Origin of the sequence: Paraburkholderia atlantica (assembly GCF_000092885.1) — a bacterium.
Taxonomy (GTDB): domain Bacteria; phylum Pseudomonadota; class Gammaproteobacteria; order Burkholderiales; family Burkholderiaceae; genus Paraburkholderia; species Paraburkholderia atlantica.
In genome coordinates, this window is sequence record NC_014119.1 from 77,194 (window position 1) to 98,746 (window position 21,553).

The following is a 21,553-nucleotide window of genomic DNA, read 5'->3' on the forward strand; positions in this document are numbered from 1 at the left end:
AGGACGGCGCGCCGGCCCATCCAATGAACAGCAGGAACGAATCATGTCGAACTCGAATGTGATGACGCAAACCGGATCGAACCAGGCTCCGCACTATACGGTTATCGTCGTCGGCGGCGGTCAGGCTGGTCTGTCGATCAGTTTCTATCTGAAAGAAGCGGGCATCGATCATCTCGTCATCGAGAAACACACGGTCACCCATACGTGGCGCTCGCAGCGCTGGGACTCGTTCTGTCTCGTCACGCCGAACTGGCAATGCGCGCTGCCGGGCTATCCGTATCGCGGCGACGATCCGCACGGCTTCATGAAGAAGGACGAGATCATCGCGTATCTGGATGGTTTCATCGAAATGGTCGATGCGCCCGTGGTCGATCATACGGAGGTCAGGCGTGTCAGGCGCCAGCATGACGGCAGCTATGTGGTGTCGACGTCGAACGGCGAATTCACGGCCGATCATGTGGTCGTCGCATCGGGTGGCTATCACACGCCGATCGTGCCGCGGATGGCGGAACGCTTGCCGCACGGCATCGTGCAGTTGCAGTCGTCGCACTACCGCAGTCCGCAGAGCTTGCCCGAAGGCGCGGTGCTGGTCGTGGGATCGGGGCAATCCGGCGCGCAGATCGCGGAGGACCTGCAGATCGCGGGTCGCAAGGTGTATCTGGCGGTCGGCGAGGCGCCGCGTTGCGCGCGCTTCTATCGCGGCCGGGATGTGGTGGATTGGCTCGCCGACATGGGCTACTACGAGATGCCCGTCGATCAGCATCCGTTGCGCGAAGGCGTGCGGGACAACACGAATCACTATGTCACGGGCCGCGATGGTGGCCGCGATATCGACTTGCGACGTTTTGCGCTCGAAGGAATGGAACTGTACGGGCGGCTCGACGATCTGCGCGACGGCCGTCTTCATTTCGCGCCGAACCTGACCAGCAATCTGGAAAGCGCCGACGACACGTACAACCGCATCAATGCGAGCATCGATGCCTTCATCGACAGAGAGGGCATCGACGCGCCGCCGGGCGTGCCGTATGAACCCGTGTGGAAGCCCGAAGGCGAACGCACGTCGCTCGATCTGGCGGCGAGCGGGATCACGTCGATTATCTGGTGCATCGGGTTCACGCCGGACTTCAGTTGGATCGACGCCCCCGTGTTCAACGGACGAGGCTACCCTGCGCACGTACGCGGCGTGACGCCGCAAGCCGGGTTGTATTTCATCGGCTTGCCATGGCTGCATACCTGGGGGTCGGGCCGCTTCTCCGGCATTGCGCGCGATGCTGCGCATGTCGTCGATGCGATCCGCGCGGCCATCGATGTATCGCGTACCGCATCGGCAAGTCTCGCTGCATGAAGCTGATTCATCGCTATCGCGCAGGTATGCCGCAACTCGGTTTCACCGGGCTGTCGGAGAACTGGTTGCTCAAGGAGTGCGGGCATCTGCATTGGCAGGCGCTGGCGGCCCACGCGGGCCGCGAGCATCCCGACTTTCACGACGATCATGGCGGCCGTTCGTATGCGGCCTTCACCGCCATACGCTTGCAGGCGTATGGCTTCGACGCGGTCGAGGAAAACGACGAGTTCGAGATTTGCAGCGCCCTGTGCAGAACGGGGGCCGTGCGCCATTTCAGCACGCATTGCGTCGGTCGGGGCGATGCGCGGCTTGCGCAGGTGTCGATGTCGTCGACCTTCGTGACGCGCGGCGAGGCACGCAACAATCGGTCGGTCGCGCGCGCGGCGCTCGCGGCGCTGCCCGGCGAAGTGAGCCCGATGCCCGCGGATGCCGCGCAGATGCTACAGATTGGCAAACGCATCCGTGCTGGCGATGGCGCGTTGACGCAAACTCTCACGGCCGCGGACAGCGAAGCCATCGAGTTTCTCCCGTGTCCGTACGGTGACTTCAACGGCGCGGCCTTTCTGTATTTCGCGAGCTTCCAGGCTTTTGTCGATCGCGCCGAATGGCAGAGGCGTCGGTTCGACGAGCCACCCGTCGTCGCGAGCCGCTCGTTGTTCTACTACGGCAACGTCGATCTCGGCGATGCGGTGAGAATTCGCATCATAGGCGAGAGCGAGAACGAGCAGGGCATCAGGCACTGGACGGAAGTCACGCGCAATAGCGACGGTGAAAAGATCGCGGACGTGATTACGGAAAAGCACTGGAGGCGCCGATGAACGCGAACCGTACGACGCGCAGCCGCCCGGTGTCGCTCAAGCCCGTCTATACACGTGCCGATCTCGAAGGGCTCGCTCACCTGGACAGCATGCCTGGCGAGGCCCCCTTCGTCCGCGGGCCGTTTGCGTCGATGTACACCGAAAGGCCGTGGACGATACGTCAGTACGGAGGATATGCGCAAGCCGCCGACTCGAACCGCGCGTTTCGCACGGCTCTGACGGAAGGCGCGCAAGGGCTGTCTGTCGCATTCGATCTGCCGACACAACGCGGTTACGATTCCGACGACCCGCGCGTGAGTGCCGATGTCGGCATGACGGGCGTGGCCATCGACACCGTCGAGGATATGGCGCGCCTCTTCGAAGGCATCGCCCTCGACAGGATATCCGTTTCGATGACGATGAACGGTGCAGTGCTGCCGGTGCTCGCCGCTTTCATCGTCGTGGCCGAGGAGAGCGGCGTGCGCCCGTCGCAACTGACGGGCACGATACAGAACGACATCCTCAAGGAGTTCATCGTACGCAACACCTGCATCTTCGCGCCTGAACCTTCGTTGCGGATCGTGACCGATGTCGTCGCTTATCTCGCGACGGCGGTCCCTCGCTTTAATGCGTTGTCGGTGTCCGGCTATCACTTTCAGGAAGCAGGGGCGGACGCCGTCCTCGAACTCGCGCTGACGATGGCCAATGCGCGCGCCTATGTCGATGCGCTGATCCGGCAAGGCATGGAGGCCGATCACGTCTGCGAACGCATGAGCTTCTTCTTCGGCGTGGGGACCGATTTTTACGTCGAGATTGCGAAACTGAGAGCGGCACGTCTCGTGTGGTCGACACTCGCACGGGAAAGCGGCGCACGCTCCAACAGGGCGTGTGCGCTGCGGATGCACTGTCAGACCTCGGGCTGGTCGCTGACCGCGCATAAGCCGATGAACAATGTCGTGCGCACGGCTATCGAAGCGCTCGCGGCGGTCTTCGGTGGCACGCAGTCGCTGCACACCAATGCTTTCGACGAAGCACTGGCGCTGCCGGGTGCATCATCATCGCGTCTCGCGCGCGACACGCAATTGGTGCTTCAGCATGAAACAGGCGTGTGCGATGTCGTCGATCCGTGGGCGGGTTCGTACATGATGGAGTCGTTGACGGCGGACATCGCGAACCGCGTGCGACTACAACTCGATGAGATCGAAGCGCGTGGTGGCGTGATGGAGGCGATACATTCCGGCTGGATTCGCGAGCGCATCCGTCACTCGGCGCTTGGCGTGCAAGCGGAAATTGAAAGTAGGGAGCGCGCGATTTTAGGCGTCAACTGCTTTGAGCGAGATGATGACGACGCGCCCATTGCGATCTCTCAAGTGGACGTGCAGCAGATTCGCAGGCATCAGGCTCGGCGGGTTGCGGAAGTTAAAGCCGCACGCGATTCCGCGCGCGTGCGCGCGGCACTCGGCGCACTCGAACGAGCCGCTCGCGATGGCGCGGGCAATCTGCTCGAACTGACAATCGAATGCATGCGTGCACGAGCGACTGTCGGCGAATGCACGCAAGCACTCGAAGCGGTATGGCCGCGTCACCCGATACAGATTCAGGCAGCGGCAGGGCAATTTGGCGAGAGGCTTTCGGCAGATCCAGGATGGAGCGCTGCTCTAAAGACCGTGAAGAGCGCCGCGTCGCAGCTGGGGCGCGCACCGCGCGTACTAATTGCCAAGCTGGGGCAGGACGGACATGATCGCGGTGTGAGCGTCGTCGCGGCCGCGTTGGCGGATGCCGGCTTCGACGTCGTGACGGGCCAGATGTTCGCGTCGGCCGCCGAAACAGGCATAAAGGCGTTGAAGCATGATGTAGATGTGATCGGCGTTTCGTCGCTGGCAGGTGCGCATGTTGAACTGGCATCGCTTCTGATAGCCGACTTGCAGGCGCGAAACGCGACGATCCCCATCGTCGTGGGTGGCAACATCGACGACAGCAGTCAGGCAGTGCTGAAAAGACTCGGTGTGGCTGAGTGTTTTCCGACAGGTACCAGCGTAGCGCATATCGTAGCGAAATTGGCCGGCCTGTCTTGCCGGGGTCTTGTCGAGCGTCCGAACGCATTCATGAGCTAAGTCGTAAATGGGTTCAACCAGAGGGGCTCCGTTCGGCCTTCATGGTCGAGGCACATGAGACATGCGAAACGTACAAGCACGTCGCCACTGCAAGCATGCTGGAGAATTGATCGCGGGATAACAACCGTTAGACCCCGCTCCGACGAGGAACCCAGGCCGTCGCAATGTCACTGGTATGCCGGTCCTCGATGGAGCGACGACAAAGGGCGCGGAGGGTCCCTGCGAAATCCAAAATTGCGCTCAGGCGCTCAACACCGTCAAGTTACGGGTGGCTGTACATCGCGTCCCAGTCGGCCTTCGACACCGCCGGGCGACCTGCGTTCGACGAACCATTTGCGGCACCGCCGTAACCACCGTTTGTTGCAACTTGCTGCGCGGCGACCTTCGCTTCCGCGGCTTGGACCGCGTCTGGATAGTGCGCTTGATCGCCGTCACCACCGCGATAACCCGCCTTCTGAAGCTGAACAAGTTCCGCGCGCACCTGGGCGCGGGTAATCGGCCCATTCGACTGGGCGAACGAGGCAACTGGCACTACGACTGCAACGGCAACTGCAACTGCCTGGATGAGGGACTTCATGATTCTCCACCGACTTTTGTTAGCGGTGCGACAACGCGTCTGCACCGACAGCGAAAGTCTAGGAGCCTTCCGCCCCGGGGTTAACCTCTAGTATTCGAAGGCATTGTTCCAACTGGCAGCAGAATGCTGGCATCTTGTCGCGAATCACTTGTCCCCAATATGTTCAAACGTCGTCGTGCCAGCTAAATCGAAACGTCGGGTTTGTCTCGCCTTTGCGGCCTGGCTCGGCTTCGATATTCTTCACGCCACGCGAAGACCGGCTTCGATATTCACTCGGGGACAATCCGGTCTTGCGCCTGAACAATTGTCGAAATGTGCTGATATCGCCATAACCGACACGTTGACTCACCGCCTCGAGGCCGATCGGCCGCGTTTCCAGCAAGCGTTTCGCGACCTCGATGCGCAGATTTTGCAGATACGCTAACGGTGCTAGCCCGACGGCTTCCTTGAAACGGCGATTGAGCGTGCGTTCGCTGACAGCAAGCGATGCTGCCAGATCGCTCAACCGGAATCCCTGCTGCAACGTAGCTTCCATCTGCTGCTGAGCGCGCGCGACGAGCGTATCGGTATGCCCATGTTCGTCGAGAAGCGTTGCAAAGGAAGCCTGCGACGTCCGGTTCATGTCGATCAACAGCGCCTTCGCGGTCATCGTAGCGAGTTCCTCGCTGGCGAATGTTTCGACGAGCCGCACCGCGAGATTCAGATACGACGTCACGGACCCGCCCGAAATGATGCCGTCTTGCGCAATCAGCAGTTCGTGTGCGCGGACTTCGACACGCGGATAGCGGCGCCCGAAGTCTGCAGCTCTCGCCCAGTGCGTCGTCGCGGCGCGGCCATCCAGCAGGCCGGCCTCGGCGAGCAGGTAATTGGCTGTGCAATAAGCCGCCAGCACGGCGCCTGCCTTGCGTTGGCGCCGCAGCGCGGAAGACAGCTCGTTCAACTGTTCGCGGCGCCCGATGAACTCGTCGATGTTCGAGAAAAACGGTGCTGTCAGCAGAACGGCGTCCGCGCGTTTGCGGGGGTCGATCTTTCCGTCGACCTGAATGGTCTGACCCGATGCAGCCGTAACGGGACGCCCGTCGAGCGATTCCACGCGCCATACGAACATGGGTGCGGACGTCGTGCCCGTTGCAGCCTTGCGCGCATAAAACTGGTTGGCCGCGCTGAAGACGTCGACAGGGCCCGCGACGCCGGACGCGAGGATTCCGTCATAGACCCAGATGCGGACGATAGCCATAAGCGTGTCTGAAATTCCTCGAATAATGGCGATGCTGCCACTTTTGGCAGCGCGAGTAAACCCCGATCATGGCCACATCCAATTAACTGAACGCAGGAGCAGCGCCATGCCGATGATCGACGCACTATGGCCCGACGACGCCTTGACGCCTGAGGCCGAAGCCCGTCTCGTCAAGGAACTGAGCGACATCCTCATCGAGGCGGAAGGGTACGATCCTGCCAGTCAGATCGCCCAGCGTGCCACGGTGTTCCATCTTCATCGGCCTGCTGCGATCTATGTCGGCGGCGAACGGACGGGCACGGTCCGCTATCGCATCATCCCGTCTGCACCCGAGGGGCAATACACCGACGAATCGCGTCGCTCGCTCGTCAGAGAGGTCACGGAAGCGGTGGCGCGCGCGGAGAACCGGCCGTTCGATGACGTCGCGCCGCGCGTCTGGGTCTTTCCGACCGAGATACCGGATGGCGCCTGGGGGACGCGCGGCGCGATCTGGATGCTGCCCGATATTCATGCGCTGCTGGCGGGCGAGTCCGAGCGCGGCGCAGGCGTTAGACGGCTTGCACGACGCCGCCTCGAAAAGGCGCGCATCACGCTCGAAGCGGCGCTCGATGCCGCCAGCGCGGGCATCGCGAGCAAACCATAACTGGAGCGCCCAGCATGAAATTCAACGACACAGCCCCCGTGATGGAACCCGCTGGCGGTCCGCCGCTCTGGCTGACGAACCTCGCTGAAAGCGCGACCCTTGAGGCCACCGTCCTCAAGCGTCCGATCGAAGGACGAGCCGATATTCTCTCCGTGATCAAACACGCGGTTTCGCTCTACGAATTCCAGCATCACAGCTATAAGGCCGCGATGGGTAATGGTTTGTATATCGAGTCCTATCGCTCGCAGATCCAGGGCGTGCCGATCGAGACGGTGGTCGTCGCACACATGAACGAACAGGGCGAGACGGAGTCCGTGATCATCAATCATCGTCCGCTCAATGCGATGCTGCTGTTTTCGAAACTGATGTGGGAGCGGGTCGACGAGCGCTTCCGCGATCGCTATCTGACAGGACCGGAAGCAGCGGCTTTGAATACCGTATCTGAAGACTGCACTCGCAGCGGATGTTCGAGGCCGCATGATGAAACGGCTTCTTCTTAATTTGACAACAGCCTCTGTGCTGGTCGCTTTTGCTGGAGTCTCCATGGCGCACACCCTTCCGATGCCAACCACGCCAACCACGAAGATATTGGCGATTGGTACCTTTCCACCGGGCACGGACATGCAGCTTGTCCAACACATTCTTCCGAGCGAAGTCCGCGAGACGGTGCAACTCTACCTCGATGGCAAGGTTGATCAGTGGTATTCACTGCAAGATCGGGCCGGGGTGGCCTTCATTCTGAACGTTACCGACGTAAGTCAAGCGCATGAGATGCTCGAGGCACTTCCATTGGGGAAAGCGCACTTGATGACATTCTCGCTGCTCCCAATCGGCCCACTGAAGCCGTTGGGTAAGCTTTTGAATCCGACTTCCCCTCAATAGAAAGCGCTGAAGCACACTGGTTAGCAGGCGCAATTTCGTACTAAACGGGAGCCACGATCATGTTCAAACCTGTAATGAACGCGACAGTCTTCCCCGCATTAGCTGCGGGCGTTTCCTCATGCAAGATTGTGCCGACCTCATCGTCGTCGGCGCCGAAGCTTGAAGTCGGCGAGGTGCAGGTCAATCCTGACATCAAGCTGCGTTATATGGTCTACCGGCCCGCGCATCCAAAGGGTTCGGTACTGTTCCTGCATGGCTTCCCGGAGACCATGTATGCGTGGAAGCCGATTGCCGAATCCCTGTCCAGCGATTACGAGGTGCACGCGTTCGACTGGCCGGGCTATGGACAGTCTTCGCGTCCAGGCGCCGATCGCTTCTCCTATGCGCCGAAGGATTATGCGCGTGTGCTGGCAGACTATATCCGCACGTCTGGCATCGACAGTTCGAAGCTGGTGATTTATGCGACCGATATCGGGGCGTTGCCTGCGCTGCTGGCAGCGTTGGAGAAACCGGATATCGCCAGAAAGATCATCGTTGGCGACTTTGCTCCATTCAACCGCCCGCAGTACATGTACGAAAGCCTGCAGGGCCTGAAGTCAAAGCCTTCGTCCGATGCCGTGCGTGCCGCGATGAACAAGAACCGCGACGAAATCCTGGCAAACACTTTCTTCCGCGGCATGTCGGCGCAGGAGCGCTACGCATTGCCCCAGGAGTTCAGGGACGATATCGCGAAAGGTTGGGCCGGCTATGTCACGTCGGCAGACGCCTTCTTCCACTACTATTCCTCCTTCACCCGCGACCAGGACTACTTCGAAGCCAATATGGCAAAGCTGAAGGTCCCCGTAAAGGTGGTGTGGGGCGAACAGGATATCTACATCAAGAAGGAAATGGGCGTTGAGTACGCGAACCGTACCGGCGTGGAGCTTTCGATTCTCCCGAAGCTCGGCCACTATCCGCATCTGCAAGCGCCTGAACAGACGGTGCATGAAGTTCACACCGCGTTTAGCGCGGGGAGCCATCCTGTCAGTGACTAGAGCGGGTGCGTCGTCGAGGCGCAGGTAGCCCGATCTCCGGCACTGCGGTGCATTATTTGCCGTGAATCGGGCCTGTTCATGCTGGCCCGGTGTCGCCGGGTGCGGACAAGTCCCTGGCGAAACGAGTTCGAACCGGTGCATGTTCCTGAAATAGACTGTGCATCTGCCCAGCCATTCAATCCGAGGTTGAGCGCGCCGACACCAACGGCCGCGCTGCCGAGAAGGCGTCGACGACGCCTGTTGATTTCGGTGCCGCTGGCGTTCGTCGGCATCTGGACTTTCTCGATGCTGGATCGCCGCGCTGGCGCTCAGCGGGAGCGTGAAGCCTTCACCATGCAGGAGTTCTATGGCCAGACGGGTCTCTTGCCCATCAAACCGGTCGATCATTGATCGTGAATCGGTGCTCATCGGCGGCGGCGCCGCCCCGTCGAGCCGTCAAGAGCATCTGATGGCGATGGGTTGCTGTGCGGTTGTTGGACCACCGATCAATTCGAATAACAGCCTCCACGGTGAACCTGAGAGCAGCTCGGTACCGCTCGATCATCGTGGTGTCAATGCGCGCGCCGCGCTTGATGAAAAGCGCTTTCCAGCTTCCGCCGTGATTATTGATGGCTTTGGAATGATGCTTTGATCGGCACACTCTTTCTTCCTGTGCGGACCCTTCTTACAGTATCTGCCAGACCCGGGGGACAGCGAATCGACCAACCTTGGTCGGCCGCCTTCGCTAGAGGCACACCAGTGCAGCATTTCATTCCAGGGAACATCGATGAATACCCGTGAAGTTGTCATTGCTCATACCGTTCGTACACCAATTGGCGCGTTCGGTGGATCGTTGAAGGACGTCCCCGCGACTGCGCTTGGCGCGCTGGTCGTGAGGGAAACGTTGCGGCGCGCCGCGCTCGATCCGAAATCGCTGTCGTCCGTCGTGATGGGCAATGTCGTCCAGGCCGGTAACAGGATGAATCCGGCGCGACAGGCCGCCATCGGCGGCGGCGTGCCCGTATCGGTGCCGGCACTCACCGTCAACCGCGTCTGTGGCTCGGGCGCGCAGGCGGTCGTCTCGGCGGCTCAGGAAATCGCGCTTGGCTATGGTGAAGTCGCGGTTGCCGGTGGCATGGAAAGCATGGAGCGCGCGCCGTATCTGCTGGACACCGCTCGCTGGGGTGCTCGCATGGGTAACGCACAAGTGCACGACAGCATGCTGCGCGACGGTCTCGTGGATGCATTCTCGGGGGAGCACTCGGGCTGGCACACGGAAGATCTCGCGACGAAGACCGACCTGACGCGGCGCGCCCAGGATGAGTGGGCCGCGCGTTCGCAGCAGCGTTTCGCGGCCGCGCAGGAACGCGGCGCATTCGATGCCGAACTCGTCGCCGTCGAAATAGAAGGGCGTAAGGGGAGCGTTCAGTTCACGCGCGACGAGCAGCCGCGCCCGGAAACGACCGTGGAAACACTGGCAAGGCTGCGTCCCGCGTTCCGTCCTGATGGCACGATCACCGCGGGCAATGCGCCCGGCCTGAACAGCGGTGCGGCGGCGATGATCGTGGCCGAGCGCGGTTACGCCGACACGAAGGGTATCGAAGCGAGCGCACGCCTTGCCGCTTTCGGCATCGCCGCTGTCGAGCCCGGCATGTTCGGTCTCGGTCCCGTGCCGGCGGTGCATATCGCATTGGAGCGAGCGGGCTGGAAGCTCGCCGACGTCGAACGCGTCGAGATCAACGAGGCATTCGCCGCCGTGCCGCTCGCGGTTGCCAGGCAGCTTGGACTCCCGCACGACATCGTCAATGTCGAAGGCGGCGCGATTGCGCATGGTCATCCGATCGGAGCTACGGGCGCGGTCCTGATCACGCGTCTCGTCCATTCGATGCGTCGCGATGGCCTGAAGCGCGGCATCGTCACGCTGTGTATCGGTGGCGGTCAGGGTATCGCGCTCGCGCTGGAGATCCTGTAACGGCGGTCTGAGGTCGCGCCGGGAGTGGCGAGCTGGATGGTCTCGTGCGACGAGTGGCAATTCACGTTGCCCCGTTACGCGCGCTCGAGCCATCCGGCGATCGGCTGGGGCAAGCACGCCTGGTCAGCGAGCCGTTGCAACTTACTTTTGTTCTGTCATGGCAACCCACATCATTTCATGTCCGGCGACCAGAAACATCCGGCTTCCCTATACGAGCTGACGCGCGAACACCTGGCGCAGGGGACGCTGCTGCACGCGCTGCGCGCGGACCCGCCCGCTGGCCTGACGTTGCGCAGCGATGCGGAGCTCGAACGGACGCTGCGTGCGGTGCTCGATTCTCACGAGGGCGGGCGGGACCTTCACGTGTTCGGCTACGGCTCGCTGATGTGGAATCCAGCGTTCGAAGTGGTCGAGACCAGCGTCGCGCGCGTGCATGGCTGGCACCGTGGATTCTGTCTGCGGATGATCTTCGGTCGCGGCACGCCCGAAAAGCCCGGCGCGATGCTGGGGCTCGACCGCGGTGGCGCGTGCAACGGCCTGCTGCACCGGATCGATGCCGCGAAGGTCGAAGCCGAGCTGCGTCTGTTGTGGCGGCGCGAAATGCTGGCCGGCGCGTACGACGCGCGATGGGTTCGGGCGACGGCCGGCGGCCGCAACATCCGGGCGCTGACCTTCGTCGTCAATCGCGGGCACCAGCGCTATATCGGCGGCTCTCCGATCGATCATGTTGCACACCTGATCCGCACCGGACGCGGACCGCTCGGCACCTCGCGCGCGTACTTCGACGAAACTGCGCTGACCCTCGAGCGCCTCGGCTTGCTCGATGCGGGCATCGAACGCTTGCGGCGGGCGATACGCGATGCAGACGTAGCCGACTCCACCAGGTAAAGGTCACGACGGATCACCGCCGGCGCAACAGCTCGTCGCGCTCGAAAAGTTCGACGAGCCAATCGATGAACACGCGCGCTTTCGCACTCAGATAACGGTTGGGCGGATAGATCACATGGACGGGTATGGTCGGTTGCGGCCAGTCTTCGAGAAGCGGCACGAGTTTGCCCGCGGCAATCGCGTCGCGCACCGAGTAGGTGGGCGCCTGGATGATCCCGAGACTAGCGAGACCCGCGGCAAGATAAGCGTTCGTATCGTTCACGACGAGCCGGTGCTTTAACTGGAGGCCGTCTTTCCGATCGTCGTACAAGAACGGAAACGACGGCGGATAGCCCGCGTGCGACGGAATCATGCCTATAGTCGGAAGCGCGGATAGCTGGTCCGGCGATGTCGGCGTGCCGTGCGCGGCGAGAAACGCCGGCGTCGCGCAGGTCGTAAAACCGAAACTGCCGATCTGCCGCGCGACCAGAAACTGCTCGTCGACCCTGCCGGCGCGGATTGCGCAGTCGAAACCCTCTGCGATCAGGTCGGTGCGCTCGTTGCCGACTTGCAGTTCGATGCCGATGTCCGGATAGGTGCGGTAGAAGTCGTCGAGCGCCGGCACCAGCACGAGCGCGCCGATCGCCGTCGCGGCATCGACACGCAGCCTGCCCGACGGTTTCATGCGTGCATGGGTGGTGGACGATTCGATATCCGCGAACTCCGCGAGCAGGCGCACGACGCGCTCGTAGTAGATCGCGCCTTCCGGCGTGACGGTGACCGAGCGCGTCGTGCGCTGCAGCAGCCGCACCTTCAGGTCTTCCTCGAGCTTCTGGATCAGCCGCGTCAACGAAGCGTTCGGCATGTCGAGCGTTTCAGCCGCCTTCGTGAACGTGCCGGCTTCGACTACGCGGACAAAAGCGTTCATCGCTGCGATGCGGTCCATGACGGGCGTCTCAGTTCGATGGGGAAGACGCCATTAGACCGCACAATTTCGACACCTGCTGTTTGCGCGCTTTCAATGCCCGTTGAAGTCCATGACAGGACGCGGACGCAGTGGCGCGATAAGTCCCCGGCTGAGGCTCCGGCACCGGGTATGCAACTCCCGATGCCGGGTGCGAGACAGGGGCGGTACAAGGATTGCCCGGAGTGCCGACCGTCAATCCTCGTTGACTTCGCCGTCTTGGTCGACGGCCGGATCTACTGGATCGGCCGCTGGGTTCTCATCAGCGGGTGCGTCGGCATCCTCCCTCAAACTTTCAGCAACCTGCGCATCAACGGCGTCGCCTGACTCAACTTCCGCCAAACCTGCAACGTCGCTTGACTCAGCTTGCGGAACATCTGCAACGTCGCCTGACTGAGCTTCCACCACATCCGCAACGTCGCCCGACTCAGCTACCGCCGCATCTGCAACGTCGCCCGACTCAGCTACCGCCGCATCCGCAACGTCGCCCGACTCAGCTACCGCCGCATCCGCAACGTCGGCTGACTCAGCTACCGCCGCATCTGCAACGTCGGCTGACTCAGCTACCGCCAGATCCGCATCGTCCCCTGACGCATTGGGCTCCTGGATTGACTCATCGGTCGGCGTCGTAACGATCTCATCCGGCACGCCAGCCGTGCCGTCCACGTTCAGTGTCATCGAAATCCTCATATGGTCGAGTTATTGGTAAAAACCCCCAAAGGATTCCCAATGAAATGCGCGTCGCCAACGGTCGACTTTGTTATCGCAGGCCGCTTGGCCAGCGTGGGAGAGCACATAGTCTCACATGGCCAGCCCGACAATGAATCACAGCATGGACGCATTCGATATGGATGTGTTCGCAAGCGAACACATCGCGGGACGCGCATAAAAGCCTAAGTGTTCCGCCGAACGGCCGCAGGCGAGCCTTCCTGCAAAGGTCGGACCGACAACTCCAAAGAGGTTGCGCGGATGCAAGCACAACGGCCAGCGAGGAAACGTCTGCGCCGGGATGTGCTGCGATGGTCGCATCGGAACGTCGCGCACTCCCTCGAAGCCTCGGCGGTCAAGACGTTTCCAGGCGAAACTTGTCCTTTGCCCACGATGAGTGAATACGCTCCGACGTCTCGCGCCGCATTGGAGCAGACTCTTTCGCATCCTCGACTACGACATACTGCAACGGTTCGGTACCATCCCCCAGGTTTTGTAGCAGGCACAACGCCCGGTTCTATACGCTTGAAACACACCCGTCCTTTTGCGCTCCGACCGAAGCGCGCGGCAGGCTGACCGCGTGATCGATGATTCGCTTCGCACGCTCCTTCATCCGCCGGTATAACCGGCGATCTAGATTCCAAGAAACTGCGACATCGCCCGAACCGCATGCGAGGTCGAGTTCAGCAGTTCCGCTGACTTCAGCAGGTCATCGCGCATCGCTTCGTTGCCCTTCTTGAAAAAGCGGCTCGGACCGGTGAGCACTATTGCGCCCACCGCGCGCCCCGACGGCGCGCTGAGCCGGGTGCCTACCGCACAGATCCCGATCACGTTCTCGTTCTCGTTCGTGGCCCAACCGCGTTGCCGAACCTGGTCAAGCTCGGCATAGAGCGCCGCGCGATCACGGATGGTGAACTCTGTACGAGCGGGAAAGGGCGCGGGGCCGAGCAGCAGGTCACGTTGCTCAGGCGTGCGATCGCTCAGCAAGAGCTTGCCGGAAACCGACGCGTGCAGCGGCGCACTGACATTGGTGTCGAAATACGGCGCCACGCTGTAGTTGCCCGCGACCGAGTCCACCGTCGCCCGATGGTTGCCCATGAAAGCGATCAGCAGCACAGACGGACCGTGACGCTCCTGCAACTCGCGCATCAGCGGGGCGGTGTCGCGCCGCAGACGGTTCAGTGGGTGTTCGAGCGGCAGGGGGCAGGCGGCCCGTGGCGTCGGGCAGTAGAGCGAACCTTCTCGATACACATAGCCTGCCTGATCGAGCGACTGAAGCAGGCGGTGACACGTGCTGGCGGCTAGCCCGACGCTATCCGCGATTTCCTGCAGGCTGAGCGGGCGCGCGGCTTCGTGCAGACGGGACAAGACGTTCAATCCTCGCGCGAGCGCGCCCGATTCGGTCTCGCGTCGTTCGGCGGCGCCTTCTGTGCTGGGAATGGATGCCATGGCTAGCGGGATCCGGCGAGGGCAGGCAGGCACTGAAGGTAGGCAGCGTACATCACGAAACCGGCTGGACAGAATTGCATATATGAATTGCTTGGTTGGTGAGCCCCGGGGAGGTCCATACAATAAAACGGAATTTTTCTTCCGAAATATTGTACAGGCAGCACAGTTTGTGAAATAGCCCCGGCATCGGGAATCGCAAAGGGTCCACCCCGCCTGCGCAAGCCGCCCGCTGTCTCGGACCTTGTCCAGCGTCCGCTGATCAGGACGCCCTACCTTGATAAAAAAGACGCACTGATGTCGACACGTAGAGAGTTTCTGATCGGGGCCACCGCGATGGTCGGCGGGAGCCTGCTTGGCGACTTCGCCTGGGGCGCGTCCTCCACCACGCTCGTCGCGAATACGTTGCCGGAGCCGGCTGGCCTCGCAGCCGGATCGACGCCGGCCAATCCGACCAACGTGGTGTCGAGCAATATGTTCGATGGACTGGTCACCTATGACGAAGCGTTCCGTCCGGTGCCACAGCTCGCCACCTCGTGGACGGAGTCGGTCGATCGCCGCACGATCACGTTCAGGCTGCGCAACGACGTTAAGTGGCATGACGGTACGCCGTTCACGTCGGCGGACGTGCAGTACTCGATCATGGAAGTGTCGAAGAAAGTGCATCCGATCGCGCGGCCCACGTTCGCGCAGATCGTCGCGGTGGACACGCCCGATCCGTACACCGCGGTGTTCCGGCTCGCGCAGCCATCGCCCGTGATCTGGTCGTATCTCGACACGTCTTCGGCATTCATCTTCCCGAAGCATCTGTACGCCGGCACCGATCCGTTGACCAATCCGTACAACGCGAAGCCGGTCGGCACGGGCGGCTTCATTTTCAAGGAATGGAACCGCGGCAACTACATTCGCCTGGTAAAGAACCCCGACTACTGGGACAAGGGCAGGCCGCGCGTCGATGAGCTGATCTTCCGCATCATTCCGGATGCGAGCGCGCGCAGCATCGCGCTGCAAAACGGCAGCGTGCAGTACGCGCCGCTGACGCCGGTCTCTCTCGTCGAAGCGCGCCGTCTCGAGCAGAACCAGAATCTCGTCCTCGATACGAAAGGCTGGCGCTCGAACGCACCGATGTTCTTCATGGACTTCAATCTGCGTCAGAAGCGGTTTCAGGACGTGCGCGTGCGGCAGGCGATCGCGCATGCGATCAACCTGAAGCTGCTGGCGAAGACCGTGTTCTACGACTTTGCGACTCCCGCGACGGGACCGGTGCCCAGCTACCAAACCCGCTTCTATGCGGCGGACACACCGCAGTATCCGTACGACCCGCAAAAAGCGGAGGCACTGCTGGATGCCGCCGGTTTTCCGCGCGGCAGCGACGGCGTGCGCCTGCGCTTCAATCACCTGAACCACACGTATGGTGAGGATTACCAACGCGCTGGGCAGTTCATCCAACAGCAACTCAAGCGCATCGGTGTCGAGGTCACGCTCGTCAATTACGATCTGCCGACCTATTTGCGGAAGATTTATACGGAACACGACTTCGACACAATGAACGTGTTCTATGCGGCGTTCGCCGATCCGCAGATCGGCGTGATCCGCCGCTTCTGGTCGAAGAACATCATCAGCGGCGCCCCGTGGAGCAACGGCTCCGGCTACGCGTCGCCCGAGATGGATCGCGTGATCGAGGCGATCCAGACCGAGCAGGACCCGGACAAGCGCACGCAGGCAATTCACCAGATGCAGGTGATTGCGCAACGCGATCTGCCGTCCATCTCGCTCGCGGAACTGAAGTTCTTCCGCATCTATTCGCGCAGCCTGCAGAACGTCAACACGACACCGATCGGTGTATACGCGTCGCTCGACGACGTGACCATCGGCGCGTCCGCCCATGGCTGACGTGCCGATCCGTGCCAGCAGGTCGGCGTCCCGCCAGCGCCGCCGGCCACTCCCATACCCGCTGCGCCGGCTGCTGCAGGCGCTGCCGCTCGTCGTCACGATCGCGGTGCTGAACTTCTTCTGGCTGCGTCTCGCGCCGGGCGATCTGGCCGACGTGATGGCGGGCGAGGCGGGCGCCGCGACCCCCGAGTACCTCGCCGCGCTTCGCCATCAGTTCGGCACGGATCAGCCGCTCGCGCTGCAGTTTCTCGCTTACCTCGACCGCATGGCTCACCTCGATCTGGGCTGGTCGTTCCGCTACAACGAGTCGGTGCTGCGGCTGATTCTCGAACGCTTGCCGGCGACGGCGCTGCTGATGGTGGGCGCACTCGTGATCGCGCTGCTGTTCGGCTGTGTCGCCGGGACGGTGGCGGCGGTGTCGCGCCGGCGCTCGATCGACATCGCGATCTCGATCCTCGCCACACTCGGTTTCGCGACGCCGCTGTTCTGGCTGGGGCTGATGCTGATGGTGCTGTTCTCCGCGCATCTGCACTGGTTGCCGGCGGGCGGCATCACGACGCCGGGCCTCGCCGCGACTGGCTGGACCCGCGTCGGCGACATCGCGGCGCACATGGCGCTGCCTGTGTTTTGCCTCGCCGCGTATTACCTCGCGATCTACGCAAGGCTGATGCGCGCCTCCGTGCTGGAGGTGGCCGGTCTCGACTTCGTCCGTACCGCGCGGGCGAAAGGTCTGTCGCGGGCCGCGACGATCCGCGCGCACGTCGTGCCGAATGCGCTGCTGCCGATCGTCACGATGACCGCGTTGCAGTTCGGCACGCTGTTCAGCGGCTCGGTGGCGATCGAGACGGTGTTCAGTTGGCCCGGGCTCGGTCAGCTCGCGCTCGATGCCGTCGCCTCGCGCGATCTGAACCTGCTGCTCGGCATTCTGCTTTTCAGTTCCGTGCTGGTGCTCATCGTCAATCTGGCGATGGGCCTCGCCTACGGGTGGTTCGATCCACGCATCGAGGAGCAGCGATGAGTGACATCGTGCTCACGGTGAAACCCGCACGCCCGTGGCGGCGTGTCATCCAGTCGCCGAGCCTGAGCATCGGCGTGCTGCTGCTCGCCGCGATCTGCGTGCTCGCGATCGGTGCGCCGTACTTCACGCATAACGACCCGCTCGACATGGCCGGCACGCCGTTCACGTGGCCGCAAACGGACCCGGCGTTCCCGCTCGGCACCGACATGATGGGGCGCGACGTGTTCAGCGGCATTGCGTACGGTGCGCGAGTGTCGGTCGAGATCGGCATCGCGGCCGGGTTGCTGGCCACGCTCGCCGGCCTGCTGATCGGCGCGGTGGCCGGCTTCTATGGCGGCCTCGTCGACGACGTGCTGATGCGTATCGCCGAGCTGTTCCAGACGATGCCCGCGCTGCTCTTCACGATCGTGCTGGTGGTGGTCGTGCATCCGAGCGTGCTGACCATCGTGCTCGGTGTGGCGCTGACGAACTGGCCTCAGGTCGCGCGGCTGGTGCGGGCGGATGCGCTGCGCGTCGCCCGCGCGGAATTCGTGCAGGCCGCGACCGTGCTCGGCATGAGCCGGCCGCGCATCGTGCTCACCCACGTGCTGCCGAATGTGGCGACGCCGGCCATCGTGATGATGTCGATTCTCGCGGGCAACGCGATCCTGACCGAAGCCGTGCTGTCGTTCCTCGGCCTCGGCGATCCGAATGTCATCACCTGGGGCAGCATGATCGGCTCGGGCCGCGAGGCACTGCAGACCGCGTGGTACATGACCGCGCTGCCGGGCAGTGCGGTACTGGTTACGGTGCTGGGCCTGAACCTGATCGGCAACGGTCTGAACGACCTCGCGAATCCGCATCGCGGGAGGACGCTGTGAACGGCGCCGCTCTGCTCGAGGTCGAGCAATTGGACATCACCTTCGCGGGCGCTCATGGCCGTGCGTCGGCGAGGGCGGTCGACGGATTGTCGTTCGAGATCCGCGCGGGCGAGACGCTCGCGCTCGTCGGCGAGTCGGGCTGCGGAAAATCCACGACGGCGCTCGCGCTGATGGGTCTGCTCGATGCGCGCGCTGCGCACATCGAGGCCGCGCGGCTGCGTTTCGCCGGCACCGATTTGCTGGAATTGCCCGAGGCGTCGTGGCGCGGTCTGCGCGGCGGCAGCATCGGCATGATCTTTCAGGACCCGCTCGCCGCGTTGAATCCGGTGCGCACGATCGGCCGCCAGATCGGCGAGGCGTTGAAGCTGCATCGTGGTCTGTCCGGGCGCGCAGCGCGCAACGAAACATTGGCGCTGTTGCACGAGGTCGGCATTCCGGAACCCGCGCGACGTATCGACGATTATCCGCACCGGCTGTCGGGCGGGATGCGTCAGCGCGTCGTGATCGCGATGGCATTGGCAGGTCAGCCTCGCTTGCTGATTGCCGACGAGCCGACCACCGCGCTCGACGTGACGATCCAGGCGCAGATTCTCGCGCTGCTCGCACGGCTGCAACAGCAGACCGGCATGGCGTTGCTGCTGATCACGCACGACCTCGGCATCGTCGGTCAACTCGCGGACCGTGTCGCCGTAATGTACGCGGGCCGCAAGGTCGAGGAACGACCCGCCGCGGAGCTTTTCGACGATGCGAGGCACCCGTACGCGCAACGTCTGCTGCAGGCGCGGCCGCTGCGCGGCGGCGCGCGGGCACGGCTCGCGGAGATTCCCGGCGCGGTGCCGGCCCCGGGCGCGGTGGCGCGCGGCTGCGCATTCGCGCCGCGCTGCACGTTCGCGCAGGCGGCTTGCCGCGAAGCTGTGCCGGCGTGGCGGCAGATCGGCGAGGGCGGAGTGGGCTGTGTTTTCGATCTTCGGGCTGGGGCCATTAACGCTCACGACAGGGGGAGTCATGCTGCTTGAAGTCGATCGCCTGAGCGTGCGCTATACGACCCGGCGCGGCGTATTGAGCGCCGTCGATGGGTTGTCGCTGCAACTGCGGCGCGGCGAGACGCTCGGGCTCGTGGGCGAGTCCGGCTGCGGCAAGAGTTCGCTCGGCAAGTCCATCGTGCATCTGATCGAGCCCGCCGAGGGCACCGTGCGGCTCGACGGCCAGGACCTCGGTGCGCTCTCGCAGCGGCAACGCCTGCCTTGGCGCAGGCGCATGCAGATGGTCTTCCAGGATCCGCTGAGCGCGCTCGATCCGCGCAAGACCGTGCGCCGCAGCCTGACGCTGCCGCTCGAAGTGCACCGGGTCGGCACACCGGCCGAGCGGCGCGAGCGCGTCGATGCGCTGCTGCACCAGGTGGGCCTCGCCGCCACGCTTGCCGAGCGGATGCCGCATGAGCTGTCGGGCGGCCAGCGTCAGCGCGTCAATATCGCCCGGGCGTTGAGCGTGAATCCCGACGTGCTGATCTGCGACGAGCCCGTCTCGGCGCTCGACGTGTCGTTGCAGGCTCAGGTGCTGAATCTGCTGTCCGACCTCCAGCGCGAGCGCGGCATCGCGTGCCTGTTCATCAGTCACGACCTCGCGGCGGTTGGCTATCTGGCCGATCGCATCGCCGTGATGTACCTCGGTCAGATCGTCGAGATCCTGCCGCGGGAAGCGCTCTGGCGGCACGCGGCGCATCCGTACACGCAGTTGCTGATCGACTCGATCCCGGCGCGCGGTGCGCGGCTCGCCGCGCCGTCGGCGGCCGAGTTGCCCGATCCGTACGCACCGCCGCGCGGTTGCCGGTTTCAGCAGCGCTGTCCGCATGCGAAGTCCTGGTGCGGCGAGCAGCCGCCGGAGCTGATCCCACTCGGCGGCGCGCATGCGGTGGCCTGTCATCTATACGGCCGCGACGCGCGGGCGCATGTGTCCAACGTTTCGAACCCGGCGCCGATCGCATCGGTGCACGACGCCTGACGGCGCTCCATTCATTTTCTATCCGGTGGCTTATGTCGATTCCGTCTCCCGCTGAATTCCCCGATAGCCCGCTGTCGCGAGCGCTCGCCCAGCCGTTGATGCTCGGTCTGTTCCTGCCGATCCAGAGCGGCGGCTGGTCGATGTCGACGCTGCCGCGCACCACCGACTGGAGCTTCGACTACAACGCGCGCCTCACGCGCAAGGCCGAGGACCTCGGCTTCGATCTCGTGTTCGGGCTCGCGCAGTGGCTCGGCAAGGACGGCCACGGCGGCGCGCTGCGCTACCGGCGCGAATCGCTCGATTCGTTCATCACGATCGCGTCGCTCGCGTCGATCACGCATCGCATCCTGCTGGTTTCGACGCTGCACATTCTGTACGGCAATTGGCACCCGCTGCATCTCGCGAAATTCGGCGCGACGCTCGACCATATTTCGGGCGGCCGCTGGGGGCTGAACATGGTGACTGGCCATTCGATCGACGAGGCCGAAATGTTCGGCCGCGAAGGCCATTTCGAACACGACCAGCGCTACGAGATGGCGGGCGAGTTCATCGAACTGATGGAGCGGCTGTGGTTGCTCGACGACAACCTGACGTTCGACGGCAAGTGGTATCACACGCGCAACGCGTTCGTGTCGCCGAAGCCGCGCTATGGGCGCCCAGTGCTCGTCAACGCGACGAGTTCGCCGGCCGGGATCAACTACGCGGCGAAACACTCGGACCTGATCTTCATCACGAGCTCGGCCGGCGCGCAGATCGACGCGGCGCTCGACGTGCTACCGGCGCACACGGCCCAGGTGAGGGCGACGGCACAGTCGCACGGCCGGCAGGTGCGCACGCTGATCAACCCGACCATCGTCTGCCGGCCGACCGAGCGCGAGGCGCGCGCGTATCACGACGCGATCCTTTCGCATGCCGATTTCGGCGCGGTCGATGGCTTCACCGGACGCCGCAGCGACGCCCAGGCCTGGAAGGGCCATCAGCGCGAGCAGCGGGTGCTCGGCGGCAACATCCAGATCATCGGTTCACCCGAGCATGTCGTCGACGATCTGCTGCGTCTGAAAGCGGCTGGCATCGATGGCGTGCAACTGACTTTCTACGATTTCGAGCCCGATCTCGCGTACTTCGGCGAGGCGGTGCTGCCGCTGCTCGAGCAGGCCGGTCTGCGGGTGCGTGTGCAGTCCGCGGGTTAGTGACATAGCAGGCGCAAACAACACAT

General features: G+C 63.2%; 22 protein-coding genes. 17 read left to right on the forward strand and 5 right to left on the reverse strand.

Annotated features, from left to right (window positions below; translation table 11 throughout):
* Positions 1 to 43 precede the first annotated feature (43 nt).
* From BC1002_RS27935 to scpA, 3 genes are read left to right on the forward strand one after another with little or no spacing between them, the layout of a single operon-like run.
* Positions 44 to 1,345 (forward strand): MSMEG_0569 family flavin-dependent oxidoreductase, encoded by a 1,302-nt coding sequence (locus BC1002_RS27935; RefSeq protein ID WP_013093343.1) that lies wholly within the window; start codon positions 44 to 46, stop codon positions 1,343 to 1,345.
* Positions 1,342 to 2,163, forward strand: coding sequence for a Pnap_2097 family protein (locus tag BC1002_RS27940; RefSeq protein WP_013093344.1), 822 nt, complete (start codon positions 1,342 to 1,344; stop codon positions 2,161 to 2,163). The genes BC1002_RS27935 and BC1002_RS27940 overlap by 4 nt, the downstream gene beginning before the upstream one ends.
* Entirely contained in the window at positions 2,160 to 4,256 is a 2,097-nt protein-coding gene (gene scpA, locus BC1002_RS27945; RefSeq protein ID WP_013093345.1) for a methylmalonyl-CoA mutase, read from the forward strand. Before BC1002_RS27940 ends, scpA begins: the two co-directional genes overlap by 4 nt.
* 262 nt (positions 4,257 to 4,518) lie before the next feature.
* On the opposite strand, the gene BC1002_RS27950 is transcribed toward scpA, so the two are convergent.
* A complete protein-coding gene (locus BC1002_RS27950) occupies positions 4,519 to 4,833 on the reverse strand; it encodes a DUF4148 domain-containing protein (protein WP_013093346.1) in 315 nt (104 codons plus the stop codon).
* Between the two features lie 163 nt (positions 4,834 to 4,996).
* Positions 4,997 to 6,070 carry a GlxA family transcriptional regulator gene (locus tag BC1002_RS27955; RefSeq protein WP_013093347.1) on the reverse strand — a complete coding sequence of 358 codons (1,074 nt, stop codon included), beginning with the start codon at positions 6,068 to 6,070 and terminating at the stop codon, positions 4,997 to 4,999.
* 106 nt (positions 6,071 to 6,176) lie between these two features.
* On the opposite strand from BC1002_RS27955, the gene BC1002_RS27960 reads away from it, so the two are divergent.
* From BC1002_RS27960 to BC1002_RS27985, 8 genes are all read left to right on the forward strand, one after another.
* The gene (locus BC1002_RS27960) at positions 6,177 to 6,713 is read left to right on the forward strand and encodes a tautomerase family protein (RefSeq protein WP_013093348.1); all 537 of its coding nucleotides are present in this window, start codon (positions 6,177 to 6,179) and stop codon (positions 6,711 to 6,713) included.
* A gap of 14 nt (positions 6,714 to 6,727) precedes the next feature.
* Positions 6,728 to 7,213 carry a hypothetical protein gene (locus BC1002_RS27965; RefSeq protein WP_013093349.1) on the forward strand — a complete coding sequence of 162 codons (486 nt, stop codon included), beginning with the start codon at positions 6,728 to 6,730 and terminating at the stop codon, positions 7,211 to 7,213.
* Positions 7,191 to 7,595 carry a hypothetical protein gene (locus BC1002_RS27970; protein WP_238538054.1) on the forward strand — a complete coding sequence of 135 codons (405 nt, stop codon included), beginning with the start codon at positions 7,191 to 7,193 and terminating at the stop codon, positions 7,593 to 7,595. The genes BC1002_RS27965 and BC1002_RS27970 overlap by 23 nt, the downstream gene beginning before the upstream one ends.
* 59 nt (positions 7,596 to 7,654) lie before the next feature.
* Entirely contained in the window at positions 7,655 to 8,629 is a 975-nt protein-coding gene (locus BC1002_RS27975) for an alpha/beta fold hydrolase (protein WP_013093351.1), read from the forward strand.
* 135 nt (positions 8,630 to 8,764) lie between these two features.
* Positions 8,765 to 9,019 carry a hypothetical protein gene (locus BC1002_RS37985; protein WP_157874802.1) on the forward strand — a complete coding sequence of 85 codons (255 nt, stop codon included), beginning with the start codon at positions 8,765 to 8,767 and terminating at the stop codon, positions 9,017 to 9,019.
* The gene (locus BC1002_RS37990; RefSeq protein WP_157874803.1) at positions 8,976 to 9,260 is read left to right on the forward strand and encodes a hypothetical protein; all 285 of its coding nucleotides are present in this window, start codon (positions 8,976 to 8,978) and stop codon (positions 9,258 to 9,260) included. Before BC1002_RS37985 ends, BC1002_RS37990 begins: the two co-directional genes overlap by 44 nt.
* A gap of 135 nt (positions 9,261 to 9,395) precedes the next feature.
* Positions 9,396 to 10,580, forward strand: coding sequence for a thiolase family protein (locus BC1002_RS27980; RefSeq protein ID WP_013093352.1), 1,185 nt, complete (start codon positions 9,396 to 9,398; stop codon positions 10,578 to 10,580).
* 177 nt (positions 10,581 to 10,757) lie between these two features.
* Entirely contained in the window at positions 10,758 to 11,468 is a 711-nt protein-coding gene (locus BC1002_RS27985; protein ID WP_238538055.1) for a gamma-glutamylcyclotransferase, read from the forward strand.
* A gap of 13 nt (positions 11,469 to 11,481) precedes the next feature.
* Here BC1002_RS27985 and BC1002_RS27990 read toward each other — a convergent pair whose 3' ends face one another.
* The 3 genes from BC1002_RS27990 to BC1002_RS28000 form a co-directional block, all read right to left on the reverse strand.
* Positions 11,482 to 12,393, reverse strand: coding sequence for a LysR family transcriptional regulator (locus tag BC1002_RS27990; RefSeq protein ID WP_013093354.1), 912 nt, complete (start codon positions 12,391 to 12,393; stop codon positions 11,482 to 11,484).
* A 213-nt stretch (positions 12,394 to 12,606) separates the two neighbouring features.
* A complete protein-coding gene (locus BC1002_RS27995; protein WP_013093355.1) occupies positions 12,607 to 13,089 on the reverse strand; it encodes a hypothetical protein in 483 nt (160 codons plus the stop codon).
* A gap of 663 nt (positions 13,090 to 13,752) precedes the next feature.
* Positions 13,753 to 14,568 (reverse strand): IclR family transcriptional regulator, encoded by an 816-nt coding sequence (locus BC1002_RS28000; RefSeq protein WP_013093356.1) that lies wholly within the window; start codon positions 14,566 to 14,568, stop codon positions 13,753 to 13,755.
* 294 nt (positions 14,569 to 14,862) lie between these two features.
* Here BC1002_RS28000 and BC1002_RS28005 point away from each other — a divergent pair, with 294 nt between their 5' ends.
* Genes BC1002_RS28005 through BC1002_RS28030 form a run of 6 tightly spaced genes read left to right on the forward strand, consistent with a single transcriptional unit; the run spans position 14,863 to position 21,527 of the window.
* Complete coding sequence (locus BC1002_RS28005) at positions 14,863 to 16,458, forward strand: ABC transporter substrate-binding protein (RefSeq protein WP_013093357.1); 1,596 nt, start codon at positions 14,863 to 14,865, stop codon at positions 16,456 to 16,458.
* A complete protein-coding gene (locus BC1002_RS28010; protein ID WP_013093358.1) occupies positions 16,451 to 17,476 on the forward strand; it encodes an ABC transporter permease in 1,026 nt (341 codons plus the stop codon). The genes BC1002_RS28005 and BC1002_RS28010 overlap by 8 nt, the downstream gene beginning before the upstream one ends.
* On the forward strand, positions 17,473 to 18,336 hold the full coding sequence (locus BC1002_RS28015; RefSeq protein ID WP_013093359.1) for an ABC transporter permease: 864 nt from the start codon (positions 17,473 to 17,475) through the stop codon (positions 18,334 to 18,336). Before BC1002_RS28010 ends, BC1002_RS28015 begins: the two co-directional genes overlap by 4 nt.
* The gene (locus BC1002_RS28020) at positions 18,333 to 19,352 is read left to right on the forward strand and encodes an ABC transporter ATP-binding protein (protein ID WP_013093360.1); all 1,020 of its coding nucleotides are present in this window, start codon (positions 18,333 to 18,335) and stop codon (positions 19,350 to 19,352) included. Before BC1002_RS28015 ends, BC1002_RS28020 begins: the two co-directional genes overlap by 4 nt.
* Positions 19,342 to 20,337 carry an ABC transporter ATP-binding protein gene (locus tag BC1002_RS28025; RefSeq protein ID WP_013093361.1) on the forward strand — a complete coding sequence of 332 codons (996 nt, stop codon included), beginning with the start codon at positions 19,342 to 19,344 and terminating at the stop codon, positions 20,335 to 20,337. The genes BC1002_RS28020 and BC1002_RS28025 overlap by 11 nt, the downstream gene beginning before the upstream one ends.
* Positions 20,338 to 20,369: 32 nt before the next feature.
* The gene (locus tag BC1002_RS28030) at positions 20,370 to 21,527 is read left to right on the forward strand and encodes an LLM class flavin-dependent oxidoreductase (RefSeq protein ID WP_013093362.1); all 1,158 of its coding nucleotides are present in this window, start codon (positions 20,370 to 20,372) and stop codon (positions 21,525 to 21,527) included.
* Positions 21,528 to 21,553 lie beyond the last annotated feature (26 nt).